Here is a 24282-nt window from a genome sequence, read left to right as displayed (position 1 = left end):
TTCGATGAACCCGCCAGACCACCTCCATTCGAGGCAATGGGCAGAATAATCTTCGTAAAGAAGGTCAACAGGCGCGAATCGCGCCTAAAGTCGTGATTCATTTCAGAATGCCTTGACTCTGGGGACCCCGGGTCATAGACAGGAAGAGCACACCACCCGAACGGGAGGCGAGCCCGATGGACGCGAAGCGGGTGAGTCGCCTCCACGAAGGCCGGCTCCTGAAGCTGGCCAATGTGAGCGGAGTCGGCACCGGGAGGGACGAGCACTCGGGACAGGACGTGATCATCGTCTTCGTCACCCGGAAAGTGCCCCGTGACCGGCTCCTTCAAGAAGACGTGGTTCCGGACGAGCTCGACGGCGTGCCGGTGCGCGTGCTCGCGATCGGTGAAGTGAGCGCTCAGGAAGAGGACTTGTGAGCCGTCCTGAGCGCTGAGTCACCGCGCCGCGGCCCGTAGGAACCCAGAGCCGAAACTGAAGAGGTGGTCTGGCGTGAGCCAGCCCGAAATGATGCGAGGACCGACTGGTGGCCAGCTGAGTGACAGCTCCCGCCAGCAAGCGAATTCAGACTTCCTGCGGCGCGAGGCGCCGCTGGCCAACGTCGTCGGCTTCGGCCACGGCGTGAAGTGGATCGACGGACAGGCCACGGGCGAGGCAGCCGTGCTGGTGTTCGTGACCCAGAAGGTTTCCGAGTCCCAGCTTCCCGAGCGGGATGTCATCCCGCGGGTGATGGACGACGGCACCCCCACCGACGTCGTCGCGGTCGGCCATGTCGCCGCGCAGCGTCAGCAACAGCGCAGGACCTCGGGCCGCTCCGAGGAACGCGGTGCCTCCTACCAGGCCGACGGCAGCGTGGCCGAGCAACTCGCGGGCCTCTCGCAGCCGTTGCTCGAAGAGCTCGGTGGACTCGGTACGTTCGAGCCGCAGCTCCTCAAGCGCCGTATGCGCCCGTCCCCTGCCGGCTTCTCGGTCGGCAACGTACGGGTGACGGCGGGCACGCTGGGCAGCGTGGTGTACGACTTCCTGCCGGGCGCCTCCGTGGACCCGCCGGGCCCCGGCCTGGGCACACCGGCGAAGTTCTACATCCTCTCCAACAACCACGTGCTGGCCGACTCCAACCGGGCACAGCTGGGCAGCGCAATCCTGCAGCCCGGAGTGTTCGACGGCGGCACGGACCCGGCGGACCGCATCGCGACCCTGGACCGGTTCATCCCGATCCAGTTCGCGCCGCAGACCCCGGTGGAGCGCCACAACAACGTGGTGGACTGCGCGCTCGGCGCGGTGGAGTTCCAGGACGCCACCCGTGAGCAGTACTTCAGCGGTGAGCCGCGCGCCTGGCGGCGCAAGGCCAACGTCGCGGTCGGCGACCTGGTGAAGAAGACCGGCCGTACGACGAACATCAGCTTCGGCCGGATCATGGCGGTCGACGCGACCATCGACGTCAACTACGGCACCGCGGGCACGGCCCGGTTCAAGGACCAGGTCCTGACCACGAGCATCTCGGCGGGCGGCGACTCCGGTTCGCTGGTGACCTCGCTCGACAACGTCGCGCTCGGGCTGCTCTTCGCAGGGTCCTCGGTCATCACCGTGGCCAACCACATCGAGAACGTCCGCGCGCTGCTGCGGGTGGAGATCGCCGAGCAGCTGGCCTGACGGTCACTCAACACCCGTACGGGAAGAGGGAATTCACATGACCACCCAGGCCAAGCGGCAGAAGAGCCACGCCGGCTCCGAACACCGCTTCCACAACCCGCAAGGCGCGGAGGTCAAGACCCGGGACGAGGCGTTCGCCTCACAGCAGGACGCCTCGGCCGAGGCGGTCTCCACGTCCGTCGAGCTGGAGCTGCACAGCGGTGCGGTCACCTTCGCCATCGAGGTGAAGTACAACCCCAACACCTACCCGCACGTCGTGACCGGCGGTCAGATCACCTCCGGCATCTGCGGTGCCCCTTGGGACATCACGGGCGGCTACGTAGGAGAAACGATCCGTCTCGACGCCAAGCGAGCCGGACAGGGCTCCTGCGCCAGCACGATCACGATCGTCGGTGAGTTCCAGAACCCGCCGGCGTACCGCGGCACGTACGGCTTCAACGGCGCGACGTCGTCGTTCAAGCACACGACGCTGTACCACTGCTGACACCGCACGCGGCATCACTGCCGACCGTGTTGCCGTCGCGGCGGGGAGGTCTTCCTCCCCGCCGCTTCGGCGTCGCCGCTTCCGGGAGCATCAACCGCCTTGCTGAGAGCGGGCCTTGAAGGCGGCCTTACGGGCTTCCTTGGCGACCTTCTTGTCCGGGTGCAGCCGTCCCATCGCCTCCAGCACCTCCGGGGTGGCGGGGTGGTCCACCCGCCAGGCCGTCGCGAAGAACCCGCCGTGCTGCTGGGCGAGACCCTCCACGAGGCCCTGCAGTTCCGCCGAGTTGCCCTCGGCGGCGAGCTGCGCGGCGACGGTGTCGATGGTCAGCCAGAACACCATGGCCTCGGACGGCGCGGGCACGCCCGCCGCTCCGTGCTCGCTGAGCCAGACCCGGGCGAGCCCGCCGAGCTCGGCGTCGTCCAGCACCTCGCGCAGCGCGGGCTCGGCCTCCATGCCGACGAGCGACAGCGCCTGCTGGCAGCGCAGCCGCCGCAGCGGCGCCCCGGAGTCCGTGCCTCGCGCCGCGGCGAGCAACTCCCGTGCGGAGGCGAGGGGTTCCCGCCGGGCGAGCCACTGCTCGGTCTCGGCCTGGGCGGCGGCGGGCGGGAAGGAGGAGGTGCCGTCGAGCAGTGCGTCCGCGCCCTTGTCGGCGAGGTCGCCCACCGCGGGGGCGTCGAAGCCGGCTTCGAGGAACCGCGCCCGCAGCCCGTACAGCCCGAGCGGGGTCAGCCGCACCATCCCGTAGCGCGAGACGTCGGTGTCGTCGAGGGGCGCCGCCGGATCCTCGGCCTCGTCGGCGTCCGCCATCAACGCCTCGTCGACAGGCTGGAATTCGACCAGGCCGACGGGCTCCAGGAGGCGGAACTGGTCGTCGAGCCGCATCATCGCGTCGGAGACCTGCTCCAGGACGTCGTTGGTGGGCTCCCCCATGTCGTCGGGCACGATCATCGACGCGGCGAGGGCGGGCAGCGGCACGGGACCGTCGTCGGCGCCGTCCTCGCTGACGGTGAGCAGGTAGAGGTTGCCGAGCACTCCGTCGAGGAACTCGGCCTCCGCCTCGGGGTCCCAGTCCAGTTGGGAGAAGTCGACCTCCCCGCCCTCGTCCATCGCGCCGACGAGGTCGTCGAGGTCGTCGAGGTCGTCGAGGTCGGGCACGCTCGCGTCGGCGAGCACGGTGTCCAGGGCGGCGAGCCACACGGCGAGGACGTCCTGCGGTGCTCCGGAGGTGAGCAGTGCGAGATCCGCGCCCGTGGCGACCGTGCCCTCCTCCTCGTCCACGATCTCCACGAGGCCGGTGTCGACGGCCACCCGCCAGGCCTCGGCCGCGAAGGCCGCCGCGTCGTCGCCGGTCAGGCCCAGTTCGGCGGCGGCCCCCGGCAGCTGCTCCTCGACGAGTTCGCCCCCGGCCGCGACCCGCGTGTCCTCGCTCGCCCAGCGGGCGAGCCGGGCGGCGCGGGAGAGCAGCGGCGCGGCGAGCGCGTCCCGTGCGAGCTCCGCTTCGGAAGTCAGCCGAACCGGCGGCAGGGGGGAGCTGTCTGACATCGGGTGGGTCTCCTCCGGACGTACCTGCGGACCGGGGGGTTGCCCCGGAAAATGCACGCTCAGCCTAGACGGATTTCGCCCCATGCCGCCCGGTTCATCTCCTCGACCGGTTCCGTCCATGGCCGAAACCTTGACAAGTGGCTGGCCCACACACGAGATTGACGCGCGTAGAAACTCACCGGTAGCTCCCGAAGCGGTTTCTACGCGCGTCACCAACCGCCCCACAGGTTGCGTTCCTCCCAGCGCTCCACCCTCGTCCTGCTCCACCCTCGTCCCGGCGCTTCATGCACGTCCCCGGAGGGATCCCGTTGCCGAGCAAGTCTTCCTCGCGCCTCGCCGCGCTCACCGTCGCCGCCGTCTGTTCCGCGGTGTCCACGGTGGTCCTCACCTCGCCGGCCCATGCCGACGTCGTACGCATCCATGACATCCAGGGCACCACCCGGATATCCCCGCTGGCCGGCCAGAAGGTCACGGACGTGGCCGGAATCGTCACGGCCCTGCGTACCTACGGTTCGTCGAAGGGGTTCTGGCTCCAGGACCCGAACGCGGACGACAACCCGGCCACCAGTGAGGGCGTCTTCGTCTTCACCAGCTCCGCCCCGAAGGTCGCCGTCGGCGACTCGGTCACCGTGACGGGCACGGTCTCCGAGTACGTGCCCGGCGGCACCTCCACCGGCAACCAGTCGCTGACGGAGATCACCAAGCCGACGGTGACGGTGCTCTCCAGCGGCAACGCGGTCCCGGCCGCCACGGTCGTGGACGCGGGCTCGGTCCCGGCCGCGTACACCCCCGCCGGCGACACCGCCGCGGCCGGCTCGATCAACGCGCTGACGCTGGAGCCGACGAAGTACGCCCTGGACTACTACGAGTCCCTTGAGGGCATGAACGTCCAGGTCGCCGACGCCCGCGTGGTGACGGCCACCGACCCGTACTCCGAGGTGTGGGTCACGGTGAAGCCGCACGAGAACCCGACCCGCCGCGGCGGCACCCTCTACGGCTCGTACGACTCGCAGAACACCGGCCGTCTGCAGATCCAGTCGCTGGGTTCGACGGCCGACTTCCCGAAGGCGAACGTCGGCGACACGCTGACCGGCGCCACGACCGGCCCGCTGGACTACAACCAGTTCGGCGGCTACACCCTCGTCGCGAGCCAGCTCGGCACGCTGAAGAGCGGCGGCCTGCAGCGCGAGACGACGCAGAAGCAGTCGCGCGGCGAGCTGGCGGTCGCGACGTACAACGTCGAGAACCTCGACCCGTCCGACGCCACCTTCGCCGCGCACGCCGCCGCGATCGTGAACAACCTGCAGTCGCCCGACATCGTGTCCCTGGAGGAGATCCAGGACAACAACGGCGCGACGGACGACGGCACGGTCGCCGCCGACGTGACGGTGAACAAGCTGATCGACGCGATCGTCGCGGCGGGCGGCCCGAAGTACGACTGGCGTTCGATCGACCCGGTCAACGACCAGGACGGCGGCGAGCCCGGCGGCAACATCCGCCAGGTGTTCCTGTTCAACCCGGAGCGCGTCTCCTTCACGGACCGTGCGGGCGGCGACTCCACCACCGCGGTGGGCGTCACCAAGGTGCACGGCAAGGCGCAGCTGACGGCCTCTCCCGGCCGCATCGCCCCGGCCGACACCGCCTGGAAGTCCAGCCGCAAGCCGCTGGCCGGCGAGTTCGTCTTCCGCGGCCGCACGGTCTTCGTCATCGCCAACCACCTCAACTCCAAGGGCGGCGACCAGGGACTGACCTCGCAGTACCAGCCGGTGGTGCGCAGCTCGGAGACCCAGCGCCACGCCCAGGCGACGCTGGTCAACGCGTTCGTCAAGAGCATTCTCGACGTGCAGAAGAACGCGGACGTCATCGCGCTCGGCGACATGAACGACTTCGAGTTCTCCGACACCGCGAAGATCCTGGAGGGTGACGGCGAGCTCTGGTCGGCGATCAAGTCGCTGCCGAAGAGCGAGCGTTACACGTACGACTACCAGGGCAACCAGCAGGTCCTCGACCAGATCCTGGTCAGCCCGTCGATCCGGCGCGGCTGCGACCTCGACTACGACTCCGTGCACATCAACTCGGAGTTCAACGACCAGATCAGCGACCACGACCCGCAGGTGCTGCGCTTCAAGCCGTAGTCCTCGCAGGCGGTTTCAGTCGCCGCATGCCGACGAGCCCGGCCCCGTCGTCCGGGGGGCCGGGCTCGTCCCATGCTCAGGTGAGTCGAGCGGCTCAGGCGGCGAAGGCCGCGTTCAGCCAGCCCTTCCAGGCGAGTTCATCGGCCTGGGCGTCCGCGCCGGCCGCGAAGTCATGGACGGAGATGCCCACCGGGGCACCCCAGTGGTTGCGGCCGAAGAAGCGGATCAGGGCGTCGTCGGTGCGCAGCCCGATGAAGTACGGGTTGCGGAAGTCGAGCACGGCGTCGAGGAGTTGACCCTCCGGACCTTGCACCCGCACGCGCGCGCCCGCCTCCGTGTCCTCCGCGAGGCCGAGCGCCCGGCCCACGGCGGTGAAGGCGTCGGGGGTCATGGACGCCTCGGGGCCGTCGAAGGTGGTGAAGGCGACCGGGCGGCGCGCGAAGTGCGTCACGTACTCGCGCAGGGTGTGCAGATAGAAGTCGTTGTGCCTGCTCGCACCGTCGTACTGGTTGTCCCAGTCGTCGACGAAGACGCCGCTGTGCACGTACCGCACCCAGGCGCGCTTGCCGCCGTCGCGGGGCTCCACGGTGTAGTCGAGCTGATTGAGGGTCTGCTCGGAGATGCCGTCGACGTCCTCGACGCGGTTGACGTAGCGGTGCGGCGGGTCCCAGGTGGTGATCGTGGAACCGAACGGCCCCCTGCCTCCCTCGCGCGGCTCCGGGGCCTCCATCGGCCACAACCAGCCGCCGGTGCCGTTGGTGACGGCCTCCCACACCTCGTCGGGCGTGGCGTCGATCTCGGTCTCGCAGACGATCTCGAATTCCTTGGACATGGTGGCTCCTGAGTACTACGGGGTTACTGGTCGAGTTCCGGGGCGGGCTGGGGTTTGACCGTGGGGTGCACGGCGACGACGATGCGGTGGTCCCGGCCGCCCTCGGCGTCCGCGGCGTCGTACTTGCGGATCAGGGCGCTGACGCCCGCCGTCAGCTCCTCGATGAACGCGGCCCGCTCGGCGGCCGACGCGAAGCGCACCTCGCCGTCGAGCGCGTAGGTCGCCAGCCGCTTGCGCGCCTTCGCCGCACCGGTGATCAGCGTGCCGACGTCACGGACCAGCCGGGCGCCGAGCGCCAGCAGCCAACGGGCGGACAGCTGGTCGCGGAAGCGGTCCGGATCGGGCTGTACGGCGGCCAGGGCGAGCGGCGAGATGACGTACGACGCGGCGGTCGCACGCATCAGCCGCTCGGTGACGTTGCCCTTGCGGCGCTCTCCGGCGAGCTCGACCAGGCCGTGCCGCTCCAGGGTCTTCAGGTGGTAATTCACCTTCTGCCGGGGCAGCCCGACCTTGCCGGCCAGCATCGCGGCCGAAGCGGGGCCTGCGGCGAGCTCGGCCAGCAGCCGGGCCCGCATGGGGTCCAGCGAGACGGCGGCGGCGGCCGGGTCCTCGATCACGGTCACGTCCAACATGACTCCAAGGTCCCACCGAAAACTTTTTTTGTCCAGACGACTCACCTTGTCGGCCCAGCCGAGCCGGCTCCCCAGGGCAACCCGCCCCAAGCCCGAGGCACCCTTCACACACCCGCACGCCTGCCCACATCCGTAGCGACGACGGCCCGCAGTCGCGTGCGCACGGAAGGGGCCGTGCCGGTACGTTCCTGCCCGTCGCGTAGCAGACCGCCCGCCAAGTCCCGCCGTGTATCAACCCCGGGCAGTACGCCCACGCGGCGACGGGCAGAACGTACCGGCACGGCCCCGACCCACCCACCGGCACAAGGCGCCCACGCCAGCGAAAGGCGCCCCCGCGCTGTCGCTGTTTCCCGCACTGCTGGTACTCGTGTCCCTGCTGGGCATGATCGGACAGCACGCCACCGCGGTGTACGACCTGCCGGAGGGCCGCCCCGTCTGGTCGAACCGCGCGACACCCGCAAGTGGCCGCCGCGACTGCGGGATCTGCGCGAGACGCGGTCCCGGACGCGGCCGACGACGCCGGACGGCGGCGTCCGGTAGTCCTGGTCGGCCGACACGCAACGAACGAGGGGCGGGACCGGAAAGCCCGGTCCCGCCCCTCGTCTGCGTCGCAGCGCACCCTCGTCAGTGGCGCCCATGACGACGACGCCGCAACAGCCCCGCCGCAACCACCACACCCACACCCGCGCCCACGATCAGCACCGGCCCCGGGTGTCGCCGTCCGGCCAGGACGACCCTGGCGGCCGCGGAACGCACGGGCGGCGGCACGGTGTCCTGCACGACGTGGCCGGCGTGGGACGCCTTGTCCTGCACGACGTGCCCGGCCTGGGCAGCCTTGTCCTGCACGGTGTGGCCGGCGTGCGCGGCCGTCTCCTTCACCTGAACGGTCATGGTGCCCGCCCGGCCCTTGAGTTCGGCAGCGCGGGCCCTGGCCCGAGCCTTCACATCGGACTTGGCCGCCAACTCCTCGACCGTGTCGCCGAGTTGGCTCCTTGTCTGCTCGATCTGCTGCCGCAGCTCCTCCGGCCCCTTGGCACCCGTGCCGGCCTCCGCGACCATGGGCTCCGCCTTGGCTGCCGCCGCCTTCGCGGCATCGGCACCCCTGCTGTCCTCTGTCATCGGTGTGCCCTTTCCTTGATCTCGTCCACATCGGCCCTGACGCTGTCGAGCGCCCGCTCGGGCGTGGGCGGTGCGGCACGGCGCAGCTGCGCGCGGCCGGTGGCGGCCAGGACTCCCGCGATCGCGGAGAGCACCGCCATGACGATGAGCGCCGCGGCCCACACGGCCAGGCTCAGGGAGAGCGCGGCGACGCCCGCGGCGGCCAGGGCCATCAGCCCGACGTATCCGACGGCGCCCGCCGCTCCGAGCAGTTCGCCGGCGCGCCTCGCGCGGCGCCCCTTGGCGGCCGGCTCCTCCTTGGCGAGGCCCACTTCCTGCCGTACGAGCAGGGAGAGCTGTTCGGTGGCCTGTCCGACGAGTTCACCCACCGACTGATGCCCGTGCTCGTCGCGCACGAGCCGCTCGTCCGTGGTCCCTGTCCCGGTCACGGTGTCCCGTCTCCTCTCGTCCGGGGACACCCGAGTACCCGGACCGGGACGCGCTATCCCTCCGGCCCGCGTTCGCCGAGCCGGGCCAGCTGGGTCTGGAACCAGTCGAGCCGCGCCTGCAACAGAGCGGCCTCCGCGGCGAGTTCGCGTACGTCCAGCACGCCGGGCGGCGCCTGCGCGCCGCCCGGGACCAGTGCGATGGTGCCGTCGCCCGCGCGCACGCGCAGGCCGTCCCCGGCCAGCCGCGCGAACGCCGCGAGCGTCAGCGACGTACGGCCGCGCACGCATCCCGCGCACGCGGCGGCCAGCACGCGCCAGCCGGGGCGGCCCCAGCCGGCGTCGGCGAGCGCGGCGGCCGGTGCGCTGCACGGGCAGCGGCCGACGGTCGCGGTGCGCACCCGCTGGCGGGCGTAGCGAAAGCCCAGCTCGAAGCGGATGTAGGCGCCGAGGACGGTGACGTCGAGCAGGGCCGCCGCGGCGTGCTCGGTGCACAGCAGCGCTTCGGCCGCCGTGCGCTCGTGCACGCAGTGGAAGCCGCAGTCGCAGCGCCGGTGCGGCGCGCTGTGCCGCCGTCCGTAGACGCACCTGGCCTCGTCGAGCACGCCGTACGGCAGCGCGCCGCCCAGCGACACACCGGTGAAGCCGGCCCGGGTGCCGTCGTGGGACAGCACCGGGTAGGCGATCTTGTATCCGGTCGGCGGCTCCGTCGGGTGTTCCTTTGGGAGCCGCAGTCTCATCGGGCGACCGGGACCTCTTCTGGCGCGGACACTTCCAACTTCACTGCTTCTGCCGTGAGTTCCTCGGGGAGTCGGAGTTCTTCCTCGCGCGGAGCGGACTGCTCCTCCGCGACTCCGGTGGCGAGTGCCTTGCCGAGCCTCATGACGCCTCCCGTGACCTGCTGCCAGTTACCGTCCTCGCCATGGTGACCCATAAGGGGCGGGTTTGGCACCAGTGCCTCGCCTCCGCGAAAGCGCCCATGTCTTAGCAATGCTTTCCGGTTCCTCGTAGAAGAATTAAGTGGAGCTTCACGGTAGGGAGTGCCGACACTACTGTCATGATGACTTCAGCCCCCTTCGGCCGCGCCCTCTGCGCGATGATCACGCCTTTCACCGAGGCCGGTGCGCTCGACCTCGACGGCGCGCAGCGGCTTGCCGACCGGCTGGTCTCCGAGGGCTGCGACGGTCTGGTGCTGTCCGGCACCACCGGTGAGTCGCCGACCACGACGGACGCCGAGAAGGCCGCGCTCGTAACCGCGGTCCGCGAGGCGGTCGGCGAGCGGGCGTCGATCGTGGCGGGCGTCGGCACCGCCGACACGCGGCACACCGTGGAGCTGTCCCTGGAGGCCGAAAAGGCGGGCGCCGACGGGCTGTTGGTGGTCTCGCCGTACTACAGCAGGCCCCCGCAGGACGCCCTCGAAGCGCACTTCGGCGAGATCGCCGACGCCTGCGGGCTGCCGCTCGCGCTGTACGACATCCCCGGCCGCACCGGCACCCGCATCGAGCCCGAGACGATGATCCGGCTCGCGGAGCACCCGCGGATCGTGGCGGTCAAGGACTGCGCCTACGACCTCCTCGGCACCCAGAAGGTCATGGCGCGCACGGACCTGGCGTACTACGCGGGCTGCGACGAGTACGTCCTCGCGCAGTACGCGATCGGCGGCGCCGGGTACATCAGCACGGTCTCCAATGTGACACCGAGTCACTTCCGGTCGATCCTGCACGCGTTCGACGCCGGGGACACGGCCGAGGCGGCCCGCCTCCAGCAACAGGCCTGCGCACTCATCGAGTTGATGATGGCGTCCGGCCTCCCTGGCACTGTCACCGCCAAGGCTCTCCTCAACTCCCTTGGCCTGCCCGCCGGTCCGGTCCGCTCACCGCTGCGGCCCGCCGACCGGGAGACGGTCGACGGGCTGCTTGCGGCGTACGAGGAGCTGGTCAGCGCGTCGTGAACAGGGGCTCCCAGCGTCCGCCGGTGTAGTCCTTCGGTGTGCGGAAGTCGCTGAGCGGCACGATCTTGTGGCTGCCGATCGTGATCAGTACCAGCTGCTGACGGTATTCGTTCGTGCCGGGGGTGATGCCCCAGGCGATCAGCCGCTTGTTGTCCGCCCAGGCGAGCAGCTGCTGGCCCGGCACCTTGGTGATCTGCTTGCCGGTCACCGGATCGGTGAGCCTGGAGGCGATCTCCTTGCCCTCGCCGGCGAAGCCGCCCGCCGCGATCTTCCCGTCGGGCGAGAGGCCCGCCTCCACCCACGGGTCGACGTACTTCTCCGCGCGGGGCGTGGCCACCTTCTTGCCCTGGAGGTCGTGGTAGATGCTGCCGGGCGCCATCTCGTAGCGCTCGACGAGCAGAGTGCCGTCGTGGTTGAACTCGAAGTCCGAGCGCGCGTTCATCTGCGACTTGTACGGCGCCTTGTGCCACTTCCCCTTGCCGGAGCCGACGTCGATGAGGGTGAACCCGGTCCGGCTCGCCACGGACTGCGGCTCGATCGAGTCGTTGACCGGGATCCGGTGGCTCCAGAAGAGCCGGTCGGGGTTCTTGGCGTACGTCGTGGCGACGAGCTTCGTGCCGTCGGGCGAGAAGTAGGCACCGGCCGCGCCCTGGCCGACCGGGACCCAGCGGTCCACCTTGCCGGTCATCAGGTTCAGCAACCCGACACGCTTGGCGGGCAGTTCACCCTCCAGGACGGCCGCGGTCAGACCGCCGGGCGCGATGTCGACGAAGGACCACCGCGGGTCCTTCACGTACTTGCCCGTCTTCTGGTTCAGCAGGGTGTACGTCCGCGTGATGATCTCGTCCTTGTTGGGCTGCTTCACACGCTTGCTCGTGCTGAACCCGGCGAGCGCCGTGTCCCCGGCCGCGATCAGGTCGCGCGGCGGCGACTGGTCGGGGTGGGCGATGATGTCGCTCCGGTTCATCCGGGTGGCAGGGCGGGCCTCGTCCTTGCCCGTGTCGAGCAGCGGCACGGCGACGGCCACGGCGACCGCGGCAGCCGTGCCCACCGCCGCGAGCGCGACCCTGCGGGTGCGGCGGCTCCGGCGGGCGGCGAGCACCCGGTCGGCCAGGCCGGGCGGGGCGGGCGTGCCGTCGGCGGCCTGCTCACGGAATGTGTCACGTACCAGTTCATCGACGTTCACGGACGCACCTCCAAGGGCGAGAAGTCACGGGACACCGGCTGCTGCTCGGCGTCCGCCGGGCCCAGCGCGGCCAGTTCGGGGGCGAACTGCCGCAGGCGGGCCAGCGAGCGGTGTGCCGTGGAGCGGACGGTGCCGACGGTGCAGCCGAGGAGCCGGGCGACATCGGCCTCGGGCAGGTCCTCGAAGTAGCGCAGCACGAGCACGGTGCGCTGCCGCGCGGTCAGCCGGGCCAGCGCCCCGCGCATCACCACACGCAGCTCGGTGTCCGACGAGGCGTCCCCGCCGCCGCGGGCGCCCTCCGGCGGCTCGGCGACCGTCAGCTCGCGCCGCCGCCACTTCAGCCGCCAGCGGCTCACCTGCTGCCGGTAGAGGATCTGCCGTACGTACGCCTCGGGTTCGTCGATCCGGTGCCAGCGTCCGGCGGCCTTGATCAGCGCGTTCTGCAGCAGGTCCTCCGCGGCGTGCCGGTCGCCGCCGCTGAGCAGCACGGCCGTCTTCAGCAGCGCCGACGACCGGTTCGCCACGAAATCCCGGAAACTCTCCTGCGCTGCGGCATCCATCGTCACCTTCTCTTCTCCGGCGGATCCTGTGACCCGCCCCTCTGCCCCTTGTGACGCGTGCGCCCGCCCGCCACTATGCCGCCGGCCGCGAACAAATTCCCTCGGCCGCCCGGCACTCGTCCCTTACGTTGGCCCCATGGCCAGACCTCTGCTGTTCCTCGACGTCGACGGCCCCCTCAACCCGTACGCGGCCCAGCCGGAACGGCGGCCCGAGGGCTACACGACGATCCGGGTGGCGCTGATTCCCGGACGCCCGCTGCGGGTCTGGCTCCACCCCGACCACGGCCGCGCCCTCCTCGGCCTCGGCTACGACCTGTGCTGGGCCACCACGTGGATGGACGCCGCGAACCGCTGGATCGCCCCCGTCATCGGCCTGCCCGAACTCCCCTACGTCGACTTCACCGGCGCCCTCTTCGCCGACCGCCCCGACGGTGTCCACTGGAAGACGGAGCGCATCGTGGCGTACGCGAAGGAGCGCCCCTTCGCCTGGGTGGACGACGAGCAGAGCCCGGCCGACGATGCGTACGTCGCCGCCCACCACGCCGGACCCGCGCTGCTCCACCACGTCAATCCCCGACTCGGCCTGCTCGATGCCGACTTCACGGCACTGGCGGAGTTCGCAACGGCACTGTCGGCATAGCCGAGCGCCCTCCCACGGTGAACCGTGGGAGGGCGCTCGGGAACGCACGTCAGTTGTGGCTGTGCAGAACCTCGTTCAGGCCGCCCCAGACCGCGTTGTTCGGGCGGGCCTCGACCGTGCCCGAGACCGAGTTGCGGCGGAAGAGGATGTTGGAGGCGCCGGAGAGCTCGCGCGCCTTGACGATCTGGCCGTCGGGCATCGTGACGCGGGTGCCCGCGGTGACGTAAAGGCCCGCCTCGACGACGCACTCGTCGCCGAGCGCGATGCCGACGCCCGCCTCTGCGCCGATCAGGCATCGCTCGCCGATGGTGATGCGGACGTTGCCGCCGCCGGACAGCGTGCCCATCGTGGAGGCGCCGCCGCCGATGTCCGAGCCGTCGCCGACCACGACACCCGCGGAGATGCGGCCCTCGACCATGGAGGTGCCGAGCGTGCCCGCGTTGAAGTTCACGAAGCCCTCGTGCATGACGGTCGTGCCCGCGGCGAGGTGCGCGCCGAGGCGGACCCGGTCGGCGTCGGCGATGCGGACGCCCTTCGGCGCGACATAGTCCGTCATGCGCGGGAACTTGTCGATGGACGTCACCTGGAGGTGCAGGCCCTCGGCGCGGGCGTTCAGCCGGACCTTCTCGACGTCGTCGACGGCGACCGGGCCGAGCGAGGTCCAGGCGACGTTGGCGAGGTGGCCGAAGATGCCGTCCAGGCTCTGGCCGTGCGGCTTGACCAGGCGGTGCGAGAGCAGGTGCAGACGCAGATAGGTGTCGTGCACGTCGAGCGGCTTGTCGTCCAGCGAGGCGATGACCGTACGGACCGCGACCACCTCGACGCCGCGACGGGCGTCGGGGCCGATGGCCTTCGCGGCGCCCTCGCCGAGCAGCTCGACGGCACGCTCGGCGGACAGCCGCTCACTGCCGGAGGGGCCGGGCTCGCCCACCAGCTCGGGCGCGGGGAACCAGGTGTCGAGGACGGTGCCGTCGGCGGTGACGGTGGCGAGGCCGGCGGCGACGGCGCCGGTGGTGCGAGTAGCAGTCGTGTCGGTCATGGGTGAAACCTAACTTGGCGGGGCCCGCGCGAGCGAACCGGTGCGCCGGGCGTCTCAGGGACCGGGCGCACCCCCTGTTCCCCGCCGGTCGTCAAAAGGTTCACGGTTTCCGCGAGCGGATGAAGAAGAGGATGCCGAAGACGCCGGGGAGGCCGGGGAGGCCGGGGAGGCGATGACCCGCCCCAGTACCTCCCGCGCCTGCCTCTCGTCGTACGGCACCCCCGTCAGCAGCACTTGCAGACAGATCCCGTCGATCAGGGCGACGACGGCACGGGCGGTGGCCGGATCGGTGCGGCGGGCAATGGGGGCGGCCAGGACCTCGACCCATTCGGCGGCGACCGGGCGCAGGGCGGGGCGGCGGAGCGCGGCGAGGTAGAGCTCGTACGACAGCTCTACGACGGTGGGGTCGCCGGCGAGCCATTCGCCTGTCATCGCGGCGAGTTCCCCGGCCAGGTCGGTGTCGGGGTCCGCCAGCCCAGGGCGGGCCGCGACCCACGCGGCGTACCCTTCGTTCGCCTGCCGCAGCGCCGCGACCATCAGTTCGTCGAGGGTCTTGAAGTGGTACGTGGTGGAGCCGAGCGGCACGTCGGCCTCGGCGGCGACGGAGCGGTGGCTCAGCCCGGCGAGGCCCCCCGCGCCCACCACACGGATCGCCGCGTCGATGATCCTCTGGCGCCGCTCGGGGTCGTAGCGCCGAACCATCAGCGCTCGCCTTCCCGGGCGCGGTGCGCCATCAGTGCGCACCTCCGAGGTTCAGCACCACGACCCCGACGATGATCAGCGCGATCCCGGCGAGCTTGGCGGCGTTCAGGCCCTCCCCGAGGAACAGCATGCCGATCGCGGCGATGGCGGCGGTGCCGGCGCCGGCCCAGATCGCGTAGGCCGTGCCGACCGAGACGGTCTTCAGGGTCCAGGCGAGGAGCACGAACGAGAGGCCGTATCCGATGACGGTGATCAGCGAGGGCCAGAACCGGTGGAAGCCGTCGCTGTACTTCAACGCGGTCGTGGCGGCCACCTCGGCGGCGATGGCTCCGGCGAGCTGCACATATCCCATGCGTACGAGTGTACACATCGATGTGTACGACCGTACACATCAAGCCTCCGCAACACCCGTGGGCAGCGTGCGCCGCAGGGGATATCGTTCGCGATCACAGTCGGGGAGGCGGAGTCGCGAGGCTCCTGGAACATCGGAGCGCAAGAGCGATGTCGGACAGTTCGGGGTGGGGACCATCGGGGCCGTACGCGGGCCCTCCCGGCGGCTGGGGCTGGACCCCTCCGCCCCCGCCGCCCAAGCCGGGCGTCATACCGCTCGCACCACTCGGCGTGGACACCGTCTTCGGCGGCGCGTTCGCCACGATGCGCCGCTATGCCGGGCCGCTGTTCGGACTCGCGATCCTGGCGTACGTCGCCCTGGGCGCCCTGCTGGCGGGTGCAGGGACCGTGGCGTACTTCTCGGTGCGGGACCATGCCGACGCCCTCTACGCCACGCACGGTGATCCGCTCTGGTCCGACGTCCGCCCGGTCCTGCTCGCCTTCGGCACGGTGTGGGCCCTCGCGCTGGTGGGCCTGCTGGCGGCAGGCGCGTTCGTCCAGGCTTCGTGCGCGGCGACCCTGCACGACGCGGTGCTGGGCCGGCGGACCACCCTGCGCCAGGTCTGGCGGCGCTCCTGGCCGCGCACTCCGTCCGTACTCGGCGTGTGGCTGCTGCTCGGCCTGGTCGTGCTGGTCCCGACGCTGCTGTTCGTCGCGCTGTTCGTGTCCTTCGTGCTGGCGGTGGTCTCCGGGACGGTGCTGCCCGTCGGAATCCTCTTCCTGCTGGCGATGCTGACGGTGCCGCTGACGGTCTGGCTGTACGTCCTGTTCGGCTTCGCCCCGGCGGCCGCCGTACTGGAGTCGGCGCGGCCCGTGCAGGCGCTGCGCCGCTCGGTGCGGTTGGTCAAGGGCGCGTGGTGGCGCACGTTCGGCATCCTGCTGCTCGGCGGGATGACGGTGCTGATCGTGTCGCTCGCCATCGGGCTGCCGCTGAGCTTCGCGATGCCCAGGCCCCAGCCGTACGACATGTCGCATCCGCCGCCCACGGACATGGCCGACGCTTTCGCGAACTCCCTGCATGGCATGGGGGGTTACATGGTGCTGTCGATGGCCGGAAACCTCATCACCCAGATGTTCGCGATGGTGTTCCTGCCGCTGATCGCCACGCTGCTCTACATCGACCAGCGCATCCGCCGGGAAGGGCTCGCTGACGTGCTGCTGAGAGCCATGTGAAGCCACTCGCGTCACACCGGGCCCTGGAATCTCATAGAAACCGCTCACTGAAACGGCTGCTGGCCGCCCACTCGCTCCACTAGTGTTTCACCGTTCAACACTTTTCCCTCACGCCCTCCCCTCCCACTCCCCTCACTGTCGCAGCCGTCGTCGTCTGCGCCGCCGGAGGAACAGCGCATGGCAGAGAACAAGTCCCGGCCCCCTCGGAAGCAACCGTGGGAGAACGGCTGGACCCCGGACACCTCCCGCGAGCCGGGGACGCGGCGGCTCTGGCTGGCCGGTGCCGTCGCCCTGGCCACCGTCGTCGCGTGCGTGACGGCAATTGCCGTGACAGGGAGGGATTCTGACGACACGTCATCATCCGTGCCGGATGCGATAACCGCGGTCGACACATCGGGGCCCGGCCTCATCTCGTTCGCCAGCCCCTCCGCAAGTGGCGTCGTGACACCGAGCGGCACGAGCCGTCCGTCGTCCGCCCGGCCCTCGACAACCGCCTCCGGGCGGCCGGGCCACCACGCCACCACCACACCCACGGCCTCCGCCGAGCCGTCCAAGTCGTCCGCGCCCCACGGCAGTTCGCCCCGACCGAAGCCCTCGACGGCCGGCACGTCCATCCGCTCGGTCAACTACCCCGACCGCTACTGGCAGGTGAGCGGCGGCTACGTCGCACTCGCACCGGCCGACTCCGCCGCGGACCGGCGGGACGCCACGTTCAAGCGGGTCAAGGGCCTTGCGGACGCCTCGTGTTACTCCTTCACGACAGCCGACGGCGGCTACCTCCGCCACCGCGACTTCGTCCTGCGCGACGAGCGCGACGACGGCTCGTCCCTCTTCGAGCGGGACGCCACGTTCTGCCCCCGTCCCTCGCCCTACTCCGGCGCGGTCACCCTGGAGTCGATCAACTATCCGGGCCGCTTCCTGCGCCACCAGAACTTCCGGCTGCGCCTGGATCCCTACCAGAACAGCGCGCTGTACCAGGCGGACTCGGCGTTCCTGCTGGTGAACGGGCTGAGCTGAGGCCCGCCCGACAGACGCGGCGAGGCCCCCGGCATGAGTCACGCCGGGGGCCTCGTACACAAGGTGCGTCTCAGACGTTGAAGCCGAGCGCGCGCAGCTGCTCACGGCCGTCGTCCGTGATCTTGTCCGGGCCCCACGGCGGCATCCAGACCCAGTTGATGCGCAGTTCGTTGACGATGCCGTCCGTGGCGGACTTGGCCTGGTCCTCGATGACATCCGTCAGCGGGCAGGCCGCCGAGGTGAGGGTCATGTCGATCGTCGCGATGTTCGCGTCGTCGATGTGGATGCCGTAGATGAGGCCGAGGTTGACGACGTCGATGCCCAGCTCGGGGTCGACGACGTCGTACAGCGCCTCACGGACCTCTTCCTCGGAGGCGGGCTTCGTCGTCAGAGTGTCGTTGTCGCTCATGCCGTCTTCCTCTCGGCGCTCTCGCCCAGTGCCTGGGCCGTCGCGTCCTTCCATGCCATCCAGCTCAGGAGGGCGCACTTCACACGGGCCGGGTACTTGGAGACACCGGCGAACGCGACCGCGTCCTCCAGGATCTCCTCCATCGCGTCGTCCGGCTCGATGCGGCCCTTGGACTGCATCAGCTCCAGGAAGGTCTCCTGGACCTTCTGCGCGTCGGCCAGGTCCTTGCCGACGAGCAGCTCGTTCAGCACGGAGGCCGAGGCCTGGCTGATCGAGCAGCCCTGGCCCTCGTACGAGATGTCCGCGATCTGCTCGCCGTCGTACTTCACGCGCAGCGTGATCTCGTCGCCGCACGTCGGGTTGACGTGGTGCACCTCGGCATCGCCATCCCGCAAGCCCCGCCCGTGCGGGTGCTTGTAGTGGTCCAGGATGACTTCCTGGTACATCGAATCAAGCTTCACGACTCAGCAGCCCCTCAGCCGAAGAAGTTCCGGACGTGCTCCAGGCCGTCGACCAGTGCGTCGATCTCGGCCGGCGTGGAGTACAGATAGAACGACGCTCGCGTGGTCGCAGGAATTCCGTACCGCAGGCAGACGGGGCGTGCGCAGTGATGACCCACGCGTACCGCGATGCCCTGCTCGTCGAGAACCTGGCCCACGTCGTGCGGGTGGATGTCACCGAGCGTGAACGAGATCGCCGCGCCGCGGTCCTCGGCCGTGGTCGGGCCGATGATCCGCAGGTCGGGGACCTCCAGGAGCCGCTTCACCGCGTACTCGGTGAGCGCGTGCTCGTGGGCGAGGATCTTGTCCATGCCGATCGAGGAGAGATAGTCGATCGCCGCACCGAGGCCGACCGCCTGGGCGATCGGCGGGGTGCCCGCCTCGAACTTGTGCGGGGCGGGAGCGTACGTCGACGAGTGCATCGACACCGTCTCGATCATCTCGCCGCCGCCGAGGAACGGCGGAAGGTCCTCAAGCAGCTCCTGCCGGCCCCAGAGGACGCCGATGCCCGTCGGACCGCACATCTTGTGGCCGGTGAAGGCCACGAAGTCCGCCTGGAGGGCCTGCACGTCCAGCGGCATGTGCGGGGCGGCCTGCGAGGCGTCGATCAGCACGAGGGCGCCGACCTCCTGAGCGCGGCGCACTATCGCCTCGACCGGGTTGACCGTGCCCAGGATGTTCGACACCAGCACGAAGGAGACGATCTTCGTCTTCTCGGTGATGATCTCGTTGATGTTGGACAGGTCGAGGCGGCCGTCGTCGGTGAGGCCGAACCACTTCAGCTTGGCGCCGGTGCGCTGCGACAGCAGCTGCCACGGCACGATGTTGGAGTGGTGCTCCATCTCCGTGATGACGATCTCGGTCTCGTGGTCCACGCGGTAGGGCTCGTCGGCCCAGCCCAGCATGTTGGCCACGAGGTTGAGCGACTCCGAGGCGTTCTTGGTGAAGATCACCTCGTCGCGGCTCGGCGCGTTGATGAACGCGGCGACCTTGTCGCGCGCGCCCTCGTACAGCGCCGTGGCCTCCTCGGCGAGCACATGCACACCGCGGTGGACGTTGGCGTTGTAGCGCTCGTAGTACTCGTTGAGGGCGTCCAGCACCTGGCGCGGCTTCTGCGAAGTCGCCGCGTTGTCCAGGTACACGAGCTTCTTACCGTCGTGGACCTGACGGTCCAGGATGGGGAAGTCCTTGCGGATCGCCTCGGTGTCGAGGAGGCCCGGCAGCTGCGTCACGCGGATACGCCACCCTTCGTGTAAGCCTCGTAGCCCTCGTTCTCCAGCTTGTCGGCGAGCTCGGCTCCGCCGGACTCGACGATGCGGCCGGCGGAGAAGACGTGGACGAAGTCGGGCTTGATGTAGCGCAGGATGCGCGTGTAGTGCGTGATCAGCAGGGTGCCGACCTCGCCGGTCTCGCGGACGCGGTTGACGCCCTCGGAGACGACGCGCAGGGCGTCGACGTCCAGGCCGGAGTCGGTCTCGTCGAGGATCGCGATCTTCGGCTTGAGCAGCTCCAGCTGAAGGATCTCGTGGCGCTTCTTCTCACCGCCGGAGAAGCCCTCGTTCACGTTGCGCTCGGCGAAGGCGGGGTCCATGGAGAGGCGCTCCATGGTCTCCTTGACCTCCTTCACCCAGGTGCGCAGCTTGGGGGCCTCGCCGCGCACGGCCGTGGCCGAGGTGCGCAGGAAGTTGGAGACGGAGACACCGGGGATCTCGACCGGGTACTGCATCGCGAGGAACAGGCCGGCGCGGGCGCGCTCGTCGACGGACATCTCCAGGACGTCCTCACCGTCGAGGGTGACGGTGCCGCCGGTGATCGTGTACTTCGGGTGACCCGCGAGCGAGTAGGCGAGCGTCGACTTGCCGGAGCCGTTGGGGCCCATGATGGCGTGCGTCTCGCCCTGCTTCACGGTGAGGTCGACGCCCTTGAGGATCTCCTTCGTGGCGTTGTCGGCCTCGACGGTGACGTGCAGGTCGTGGATTTCAAGCGTTGCCATGGGTTCCTCAGGACTCCTGGGTGAGGGAGACGAACACGTCGTCTCCTTCGATCTTTACGGGGTATACGGGGACGGGTCGCGTCGCGGGAAGGCCGGACGGCTTGCCGGTGCGGAGGTCGAAGCTGGAGCCGTGCAGCCAGCACTCGATCTGACAGTCCTCCACCTCGCCCTCGGAGAGCGAGACGTTCGCGTGCGAGCAGATGTCGTGGATCGCGAACACCTCCCCCTCGGTCTTGACGACCGAGACCGGCGTGCCGTCGAGTTCCACCCGCGTCGGGGTGTTCTCCTCCAGCTCGCTCAGCCCGCAGGCGCGCACGAAGGTCGAAGGGGCAGTCATCAGACCGTCGCCTCCAGCTCCTCGTCGATCTTCACGAGAAGGCGCTCTTCGATGTCGTCGACGCCGATCTGCTGGACCAGCTCGGCGAAGAAGCCGCGGACCACCAGTCGGCGGGCCTCGTCGGCGGGGATGCCGCGGGCCATCAGGTAGAAGAGCTGCTCGTCGTCGAAGCGGCCGGTCGCCGAGGCGTGGCCGGCGCCGACGATCTCGCCGGTCTCGATCTCCAGGTTCGGCACGGAGTCGACGCGGGCGCCGTCGGTCAGAACCAGGTTGCGGTTCATCTCGTATGTGTCGGTGCCCTCGGCCTTGGCCTCGATGAGGACGTCGCCGATCCACACCGCGTGGGCACCCTCGCCCTGGAGCGCGCCCTTGTAGGCGACGTTGGACTTGCAGTGCGGGGTGTTGTGGTCGACCAGGAGGCGGTGCTCCTGGTGCTGGCCCGCGTCCGTGAAGTACAGGCCGAAGAGCTCGGCCTCGCCACCGGTGCCGGCGTAGGCGACGCGCGGGTGCAGGCGTACGAGGTCGCCGCCGAAGGTGACCACGAACGACTTGAAGGTGGCGTCCCGGCCGATCAGCGCGTTGTGCTGGCCCACGTGCACGGCCTTGTCGTCCCAGTCCTGGACGGAGACGACGGTCAGCTTGGCGCCGTCGCCCAGGATGTAGTCGACGTTGGCGGCGAGCACGGCGTCACCGGTGTGGTCGATGACGACGACGGCCTCGGCGAAGGCTCCCAGCTCGACGACCTGGTGGCCGTAGGCCACGCCACCCTCGCCGTGCACCGCGATGCGGATCGGCTCGGTGAGCACCGTCTCCTTGGGGACGGTGACCACGCCGGCCTTCTCGAAGGCGGAGTACGCCTGGGCGGCGACGCGGTCCACCGGGGTGCCGGCCTTGCCGAGCCGGGCGTCGTCGCGGCCGACGGTCTCGACGATGACGCCCTCGGGGGCCTCGATGTCGACCTTCACGCCGTCGCCGGTGGCGACCGCGGTGCCGTCGTGCAGCCCGCGCAGCCGCTCCAGCGGCGTGAACCGCCACTCCTCCTCGCGGCCGTGCGGGACCGGGAAGTCCTGCACGTCGAAGGACGGGGGCGCGCTCATGCGCGTGGCGACGGTCGACTCGGCGGCCACCGCGATCTGGCCCGCGGTGGTGGAGCCCACGGGGATGTTCTGAGCCTCAGCCATGGCTGTCGGTCTGCTCGCTTTCTTGCGTGAGTGGCTTGATGGGGACGGGGGTCGGTGGTTAGCCGACCGCGCCTTCCATCTGGAGCTCGATCAGCCGGTTGAGCTCGAGGGCGTACTCCATGGGCAGCTCCTTGGCGATCGGCTCGACGAAGCCGCGCACGATCATCGCCATCGCCTCGAACTCCGTGAGACCGCGGCTCATCAGGTAGAAGAGCTGGTCCTCGGAGACCTTGGAGACGGTCGCCTCGTGGCCCATGGACACGTCGTCCTCGCGGACGTCCACGTAGGGGTACGTGTCGGAGCGGGAGATGGTGTCGACGAGCAGCGCGTCGCACAGCACGTTCGACTTGGAGCCGTGGGCGCCCTCGCCGATCTCGACCAGACCGCGGTACGAGGTACGGCCGCCGCCACGGGCCACCGACTTCGACACGATGTTGGAGGAGGTGTTCGGCGCCATGTGGACCATCTTGGAGCCGGCGTCCTGGTGCTGGCCCTCGCCCGCGAAGGCGATGGAGAGGGTCTCGCCCTTGGCGTGCTCGCCCATCAGGTAGACGGCCGGGTACTTCATGGTGACCTTGGAGCCGATGTTGCCGTCGATCCACTCCATGGTCGCGCCCTCGTACGCCACGGCGCGCTTGGTGACCAGGTTGTAGACGTTGTTCGACCAGTTCTGGATGGTCGTGTAACGGCAGCGGGCGCCCTTCTTCACGATGATCTCGACGACCGCGGAGTGCAGGGAGTCCGACTTGTAGATCGGCGCCGTACAACCCTCGACGTAGTGGACGTAGGCGTCCTCGTCGACGATGATCAGCGTCCGCTCGAACTGGCCCATGTTCTCCGTGTTGATACGGAAGTAGGCCTGGAGCGGGATCTCGACGTGCACGCCCTTCGGCACGTAGATGAAGGAGCCGCCGGACCACACCGCGGTGTTCAGCGACGCGAACTTGTTGTCGCCGACCGGGATGACCGTGCCGAAGTACTCCTTGAAGAGCTCGGGGTGCTCCTTCAGGGCGGTGTCGGTGTCCAGGAAGATGACACCCTGCTCCTCCAGGTCCTCGCGGATCTGGTGGTAGACGACCTCGGACTCGTACTGGGCCGCGACGCCCGCGACGAGGCGCTGCTTCTCCGCCTCGGGGATGCCGAGCTTGTCGTACGTGTTCTTGATGTCCTCGGGCAGGTCCTCCCAGGACTCCGCCTGCTTCTCCGTGGAGCGCACGAAGTACTTGATGTTGTCGAAGTCGATGCCCGACAGGTCCGAGCCCCAGTTCGGCATGGGCTTCTTCTCGAAGAGGCGCAGGCCCTTGAGACGGAGCTTGGTCATCCACTCCGGCTCGTTCTTCTTCCCGGAGATGTCCCGGACGACGTCCTCGTTGATGCCGCGCTTGGCAGAGGCACCGGCCACGTCGGAGTCGGCCCAGCCGTATTCGTACGTGCCCAGACCCTCGAGCTCAGGGTGGGCAGTCTCCTCGATGGGGAGCGTCATGCGGGGTTCCTCCCGGCGGTGCTTGCAGATGCGTTATGTGCGGTCTTGGGGATAAACGTGGTGCATACGCCATCGCCGTGGGCGATGGTGGCCAGCCGCTGGACGTGCGTGCCGAGCAGCTGGGAGAAGATCTCGGTCTCCGCCTCGCACAGCTGCGGGAACTGCTCGGCCACGTGGGCGACCGGACAGTGGTGCTGGCAGAGCTGCTCGCCCTTCTGCGGAAGGGGCGCGTTCTTCGCCGTAGCAGCGTACCCGTCCGCGCTCAAGGCCTTGGCCAGCGCTTCGGCCCGCTCTTCGGGGGCCGCGGCCTCCACCGCCTCGCGGTAGGCGCCGGCCTGGGCGGCGATCCTGGCGCGGGCGAAGGCGACGACGGCTTCCTGCCCGCCCTCGCGCTCCGCGATCCAGCGGAGTGCGTCCGCGGCGAGCTTGTCGTACGACTGGTCGAAGGCGTCGCGACCGCAGTCGGTCAGGGCGAACACCTTGGCGGGACGCCCGCGGGTACGCGCGCCGTAGACCCGCTGCTCGCGTGCTTCCACGACGTCGTCGGCCACCAGCGCGTCGAGATGCCGGCGGACGGCGGCCTGCGTGAGGCCGAGGCGCCCGGCGAGATCGGCGACGGTCGAGGGGCCGTGGTCCAGGATGGATCGCGCGACCCGGTTGCGGGTGCTCCGCTCCCCGGTCGCGAGCTCTTCCTGAGGGGCCCCCGTGGGGGTCTCCCGAGCCTCGCCGACGTTTTTCACAACGCCATTGTTGCGTAATTCCTCAGAGCCTGACAACCCGCACCGGGAGAGGCTTACGGTGCGCTGCATCACTTAGGTATACCTAAGGTGACCTGCGGGAATGATCTTTGATCGATCAGCGCGTCCAATAATCCGGTGGCGCCGCCCGCCCCCGTCCAGCAG

The 24282-nt window shown here is 69.8% G+C and carries 28 protein-coding genes; 8 read left to right on the top strand and 20 right to left on the bottom strand.

Annotated elements, in window-relative coordinates:
* The first annotated feature begins 176 nt into the window (after positions 1-176).
* The 3 genes from AB5J56_RS34205 to AB5J56_RS34195 all read left to right on the top strand — a co-directional run bounded on the left by AB5J56_RS34205 (position 177) and on the right by AB5J56_RS34195 (position 2134).
* On the top strand, positions 177-416 hold the full coding sequence (locus AB5J56_RS34205; protein ID WP_369238450.1) for a hypothetical protein: 240 nt from the start codon (positions 177-179) through the stop codon (positions 414-416).
* A gap of 73 nt (positions 417-489) precedes the next feature.
* Positions 490-1650, top strand: coding sequence for a hypothetical protein (locus AB5J56_RS34200; protein ID WP_369238448.1), 1161 nt, complete (start codon positions 490-492; stop codon positions 1648-1650).
* Positions 1651-1687: 37 nt separating this feature from the next.
* Positions 1688-2134, top strand: a complete 447-nt coding sequence (locus AB5J56_RS34195; protein ID WP_369238446.1) for a hypothetical protein — start codon at positions 1688-1690, stop codon at positions 2132-2134.
* Between the two features lie 90 nt (positions 2135-2224).
* On the opposite strand, the gene AB5J56_RS34190 is transcribed toward AB5J56_RS34195, so the two are convergent.
* Positions 2225-3676, bottom strand: a complete 1452-nt coding sequence (locus tag AB5J56_RS34190) for a hypothetical protein (protein ID WP_369238444.1) — start codon at positions 3674-3676, stop codon at positions 2225-2227.
* Between the two features lie 308 nt (positions 3677-3984).
* Here AB5J56_RS34190 and AB5J56_RS34185 point away from each other — a divergent pair, with 308 nt between their 5' ends.
* On the top strand, positions 3985-5811 hold the full coding sequence (locus tag AB5J56_RS34185) for an endonuclease/exonuclease/phosphatase family protein (RefSeq protein ID WP_369238442.1): 1827 nt from the start codon (positions 3985-3987) through the stop codon (positions 5809-5811).
* A gap of 94 nt (positions 5812-5905) precedes the next feature.
* Here AB5J56_RS34185 and AB5J56_RS34180 read toward each other — a convergent pair whose 3' ends face one another.
* From AB5J56_RS34180 to AB5J56_RS34155, 6 genes are all read right to left on the bottom strand, one after another.
* On the bottom strand, positions 5906-6643 hold the full coding sequence (locus AB5J56_RS34180; RefSeq protein ID WP_369238440.1) for an SRPBCC domain-containing protein: 738 nt from the start codon (positions 6641-6643) through the stop codon (positions 5906-5908).
* Between the two features lie 23 nt (positions 6644-6666).
* A complete protein-coding gene (locus AB5J56_RS34175; RefSeq protein ID WP_369238438.1) occupies positions 6667-7275 on the bottom strand; it encodes an ArsR/SmtB family transcription factor in 609 nt (202 codons plus the stop codon).
* 624 nt (positions 7276-7899) lie between these two features.
* On the bottom strand, positions 7900-8334 hold the full coding sequence (locus AB5J56_RS34170) for a DUF3618 domain-containing protein (RefSeq protein ID WP_369242968.1): 435 nt from the start codon (positions 8332-8334) through the stop codon (positions 7900-7902).
* Between the two features lie 56 nt (positions 8335-8390).
* Entirely contained in the window at positions 8391-8822 is a 432-nt protein-coding gene (locus tag AB5J56_RS34165; RefSeq protein WP_369238436.1) for a phage holin family protein, read from the bottom strand.
* Positions 8823-8875: 53 nt separating this feature from the next.
* On the bottom strand, positions 8876-9559 hold the full coding sequence (locus AB5J56_RS34160; protein WP_369238434.1) for a hypothetical protein: 684 nt from the start codon (positions 9557-9559) through the stop codon (positions 8876-8878).
* Positions 9556-9702 (bottom strand): hypothetical protein, encoded by a 147-nt coding sequence (locus tag AB5J56_RS34155; protein ID WP_369238432.1) that lies wholly within the window; start codon positions 9700-9702, stop codon positions 9556-9558. Before AB5J56_RS34155 ends, AB5J56_RS34160 begins: the two co-directional genes overlap by 4 nt.
* A gap of 177 nt (positions 9703-9879) precedes the next feature.
* Here AB5J56_RS34155 and dapA point away from each other — a divergent pair, with 177 nt between their 5' ends.
* Positions 9880-10770, top strand: a complete 891-nt coding sequence (dapA, locus tag AB5J56_RS34150; RefSeq protein WP_369242966.1) for a 4-hydroxy-tetrahydrodipicolinate synthase — start codon at positions 9880-9882, stop codon at positions 10768-10770.
* On the opposite strand, the gene AB5J56_RS34145 is transcribed toward dapA, so the two are convergent.
* Together AB5J56_RS34145 and AB5J56_RS34140 are read right to left on the bottom strand one after the other, a co-directional pair.
* Positions 10757-11956: a WD40 repeat domain-containing protein gene (locus AB5J56_RS34145; RefSeq protein ID WP_369238430.1), complete on the bottom strand. Its 1200-nt coding sequence runs from the start codon at positions 11954-11956 to the stop codon at positions 10757-10759. The two genes, dapA and AB5J56_RS34145, sit on opposite strands and share 14 nt — an antisense overlap.
* Positions 11953-12516, bottom strand: a complete 564-nt coding sequence (locus AB5J56_RS34140) for a SigE family RNA polymerase sigma factor (RefSeq protein ID WP_369238428.1) — start codon at positions 12514-12516, stop codon at positions 11953-11955. Before AB5J56_RS34140 ends, AB5J56_RS34145 begins: the two co-directional genes overlap by 4 nt.
* Before the next feature lie 136 nt (positions 12517-12652).
* Between AB5J56_RS34140 and AB5J56_RS34135 the strand changes: the two genes are divergently transcribed.
* A complete protein-coding gene (locus AB5J56_RS34135; protein WP_369238426.1) occupies positions 12653-13156 on the top strand; it encodes a hypothetical protein in 504 nt (167 codons plus the stop codon).
* Positions 13157-13205: 49 nt separating this feature from the next.
* On the opposite strand, the gene dapD is transcribed toward AB5J56_RS34135, so the two are convergent.
* Genes dapD through AB5J56_RS34120 form a run of 3 tightly spaced genes read right to left on the bottom strand, consistent with a single transcriptional unit; the run spans position 13206 to position 15249 of the window.
* On the bottom strand, positions 13206-14195 hold the full coding sequence (gene dapD, locus AB5J56_RS34130; protein WP_369238424.1) for a 2,3,4,5-tetrahydropyridine-2,6-dicarboxylate N-succinyltransferase: 990 nt from the start codon (positions 14193-14195) through the stop codon (positions 13206-13208).
* A 54-nt stretch (positions 14196-14249) separates the two neighbouring features.
* Positions 14250-14897, bottom strand: coding sequence for a TetR/AcrR family transcriptional regulator (locus tag AB5J56_RS34125; protein WP_369238422.1), 648 nt, complete (start codon positions 14895-14897; stop codon positions 14250-14252).
* A 31-nt stretch (positions 14898-14928) separates the two neighbouring features.
* Positions 14929-15249 (bottom strand): multidrug efflux SMR transporter, encoded by a 321-nt coding sequence (locus AB5J56_RS34120; protein WP_369238420.1) that lies wholly within the window; start codon positions 15247-15249, stop codon positions 14929-14931.
* Positions 15250-15398: 149 nt separating this feature from the next.
* On the opposite strand from AB5J56_RS34120, the gene AB5J56_RS34115 reads away from it, so the two are divergent.
* The gene (locus AB5J56_RS34115; RefSeq protein WP_369238418.1) at positions 15399-16460 is read left to right on the top strand and encodes an oxidoreductase; all 1062 of its coding nucleotides are present in this window, start codon (positions 15399-15401) and stop codon (positions 16458-16460) included.
* A gap of 177 nt (positions 16461-16637) precedes the next feature.
* Complete coding sequence (locus AB5J56_RS34110; protein WP_369238416.1) at positions 16638-17477, top strand: AbfB domain-containing protein; 840 nt, start codon at positions 16638-16640, stop codon at positions 17475-17477.
* A gap of 70 nt (positions 17478-17547) precedes the next feature.
* Here AB5J56_RS34110 and AB5J56_RS34105 read toward each other — a convergent pair whose 3' ends face one another.
* The 8 genes from AB5J56_RS34105 to AB5J56_RS34070 are packed head-to-tail and all read right to left on the bottom strand — an operon-like array spanning position 17548 to position 24120.
* Positions 17548-17886 (bottom strand): metal-sulfur cluster assembly factor, encoded by a 339-nt coding sequence (locus AB5J56_RS34105; protein WP_369238414.1) that lies wholly within the window; start codon positions 17884-17886, stop codon positions 17548-17550.
* Entirely contained in the window at positions 17883-18347 is a 465-nt protein-coding gene (gene sufU / locus AB5J56_RS34100; RefSeq protein WP_369238412.1) for a Fe-S cluster assembly sulfur transfer protein SufU, read from the bottom strand. Before sufU ends, AB5J56_RS34105 begins: the two co-directional genes overlap by 4 nt.
* Before the next feature lie 14 nt (positions 18348-18361).
* Positions 18362-19618, bottom strand: a complete 1257-nt coding sequence (locus tag AB5J56_RS34095) for a cysteine desulfurase (protein WP_369238410.1) — start codon at positions 19616-19618, stop codon at positions 18362-18364.
* The gene (sufC, locus tag AB5J56_RS34090) at positions 19615-20379 is read right to left on the bottom strand and encodes a Fe-S cluster assembly ATPase SufC (RefSeq protein ID WP_369238408.1); all 765 of its coding nucleotides are present in this window, start codon (positions 20377-20379) and stop codon (positions 19615-19617) included. The genes AB5J56_RS34095 and sufC overlap by 4 nt, the downstream gene beginning before the upstream one ends.
* Before the next feature lie 7 nt (positions 20380-20386).
* Positions 20387-20716 carry a bifunctional 3-phenylpropionate/cinnamic acid dioxygenase ferredoxin subunit gene (locus tag AB5J56_RS34085; RefSeq protein WP_369238406.1) on the bottom strand — a complete coding sequence of 110 codons (330 nt, stop codon included), beginning with the start codon at positions 20714-20716 and terminating at the stop codon, positions 20387-20389.
* Positions 20716-21897 (bottom strand): Fe-S cluster assembly protein SufD, encoded by a 1182-nt coding sequence (gene sufD / locus AB5J56_RS34080; protein WP_369238404.1) that lies wholly within the window; start codon positions 21895-21897, stop codon positions 20716-20718. Before sufD ends, AB5J56_RS34085 begins: the two co-directional genes overlap by 1 nt.
* 58 nt (positions 21898-21955) lie before the next feature.
* Complete coding sequence (gene sufB / locus AB5J56_RS34075; RefSeq protein WP_369238402.1) at positions 21956-23380, bottom strand: Fe-S cluster assembly protein SufB; 1425 nt, start codon at positions 23378-23380, stop codon at positions 21956-21958.
* Complete coding sequence (locus AB5J56_RS34070) at positions 23377-24120, bottom strand: helix-turn-helix transcriptional regulator (protein WP_369238400.1); 744 nt, start codon at positions 24118-24120, stop codon at positions 23377-23379. Before AB5J56_RS34070 ends, sufB begins: the two co-directional genes overlap by 4 nt.
* Positions 24121-24282: the final 162 nt, after the last annotated feature.

Source organism: Streptomyces sp. R21, from assembly GCF_041051975.1.
Lineage (GTDB): Bacteria > Actinomycetota > Actinomycetes > Streptomycetales > Streptomycetaceae > Streptomyces.
The sequence above is the reverse complement of the archived record's forward strand: the minus strand, read 5'-3'. Positions and strand labels throughout refer to the sequence as shown.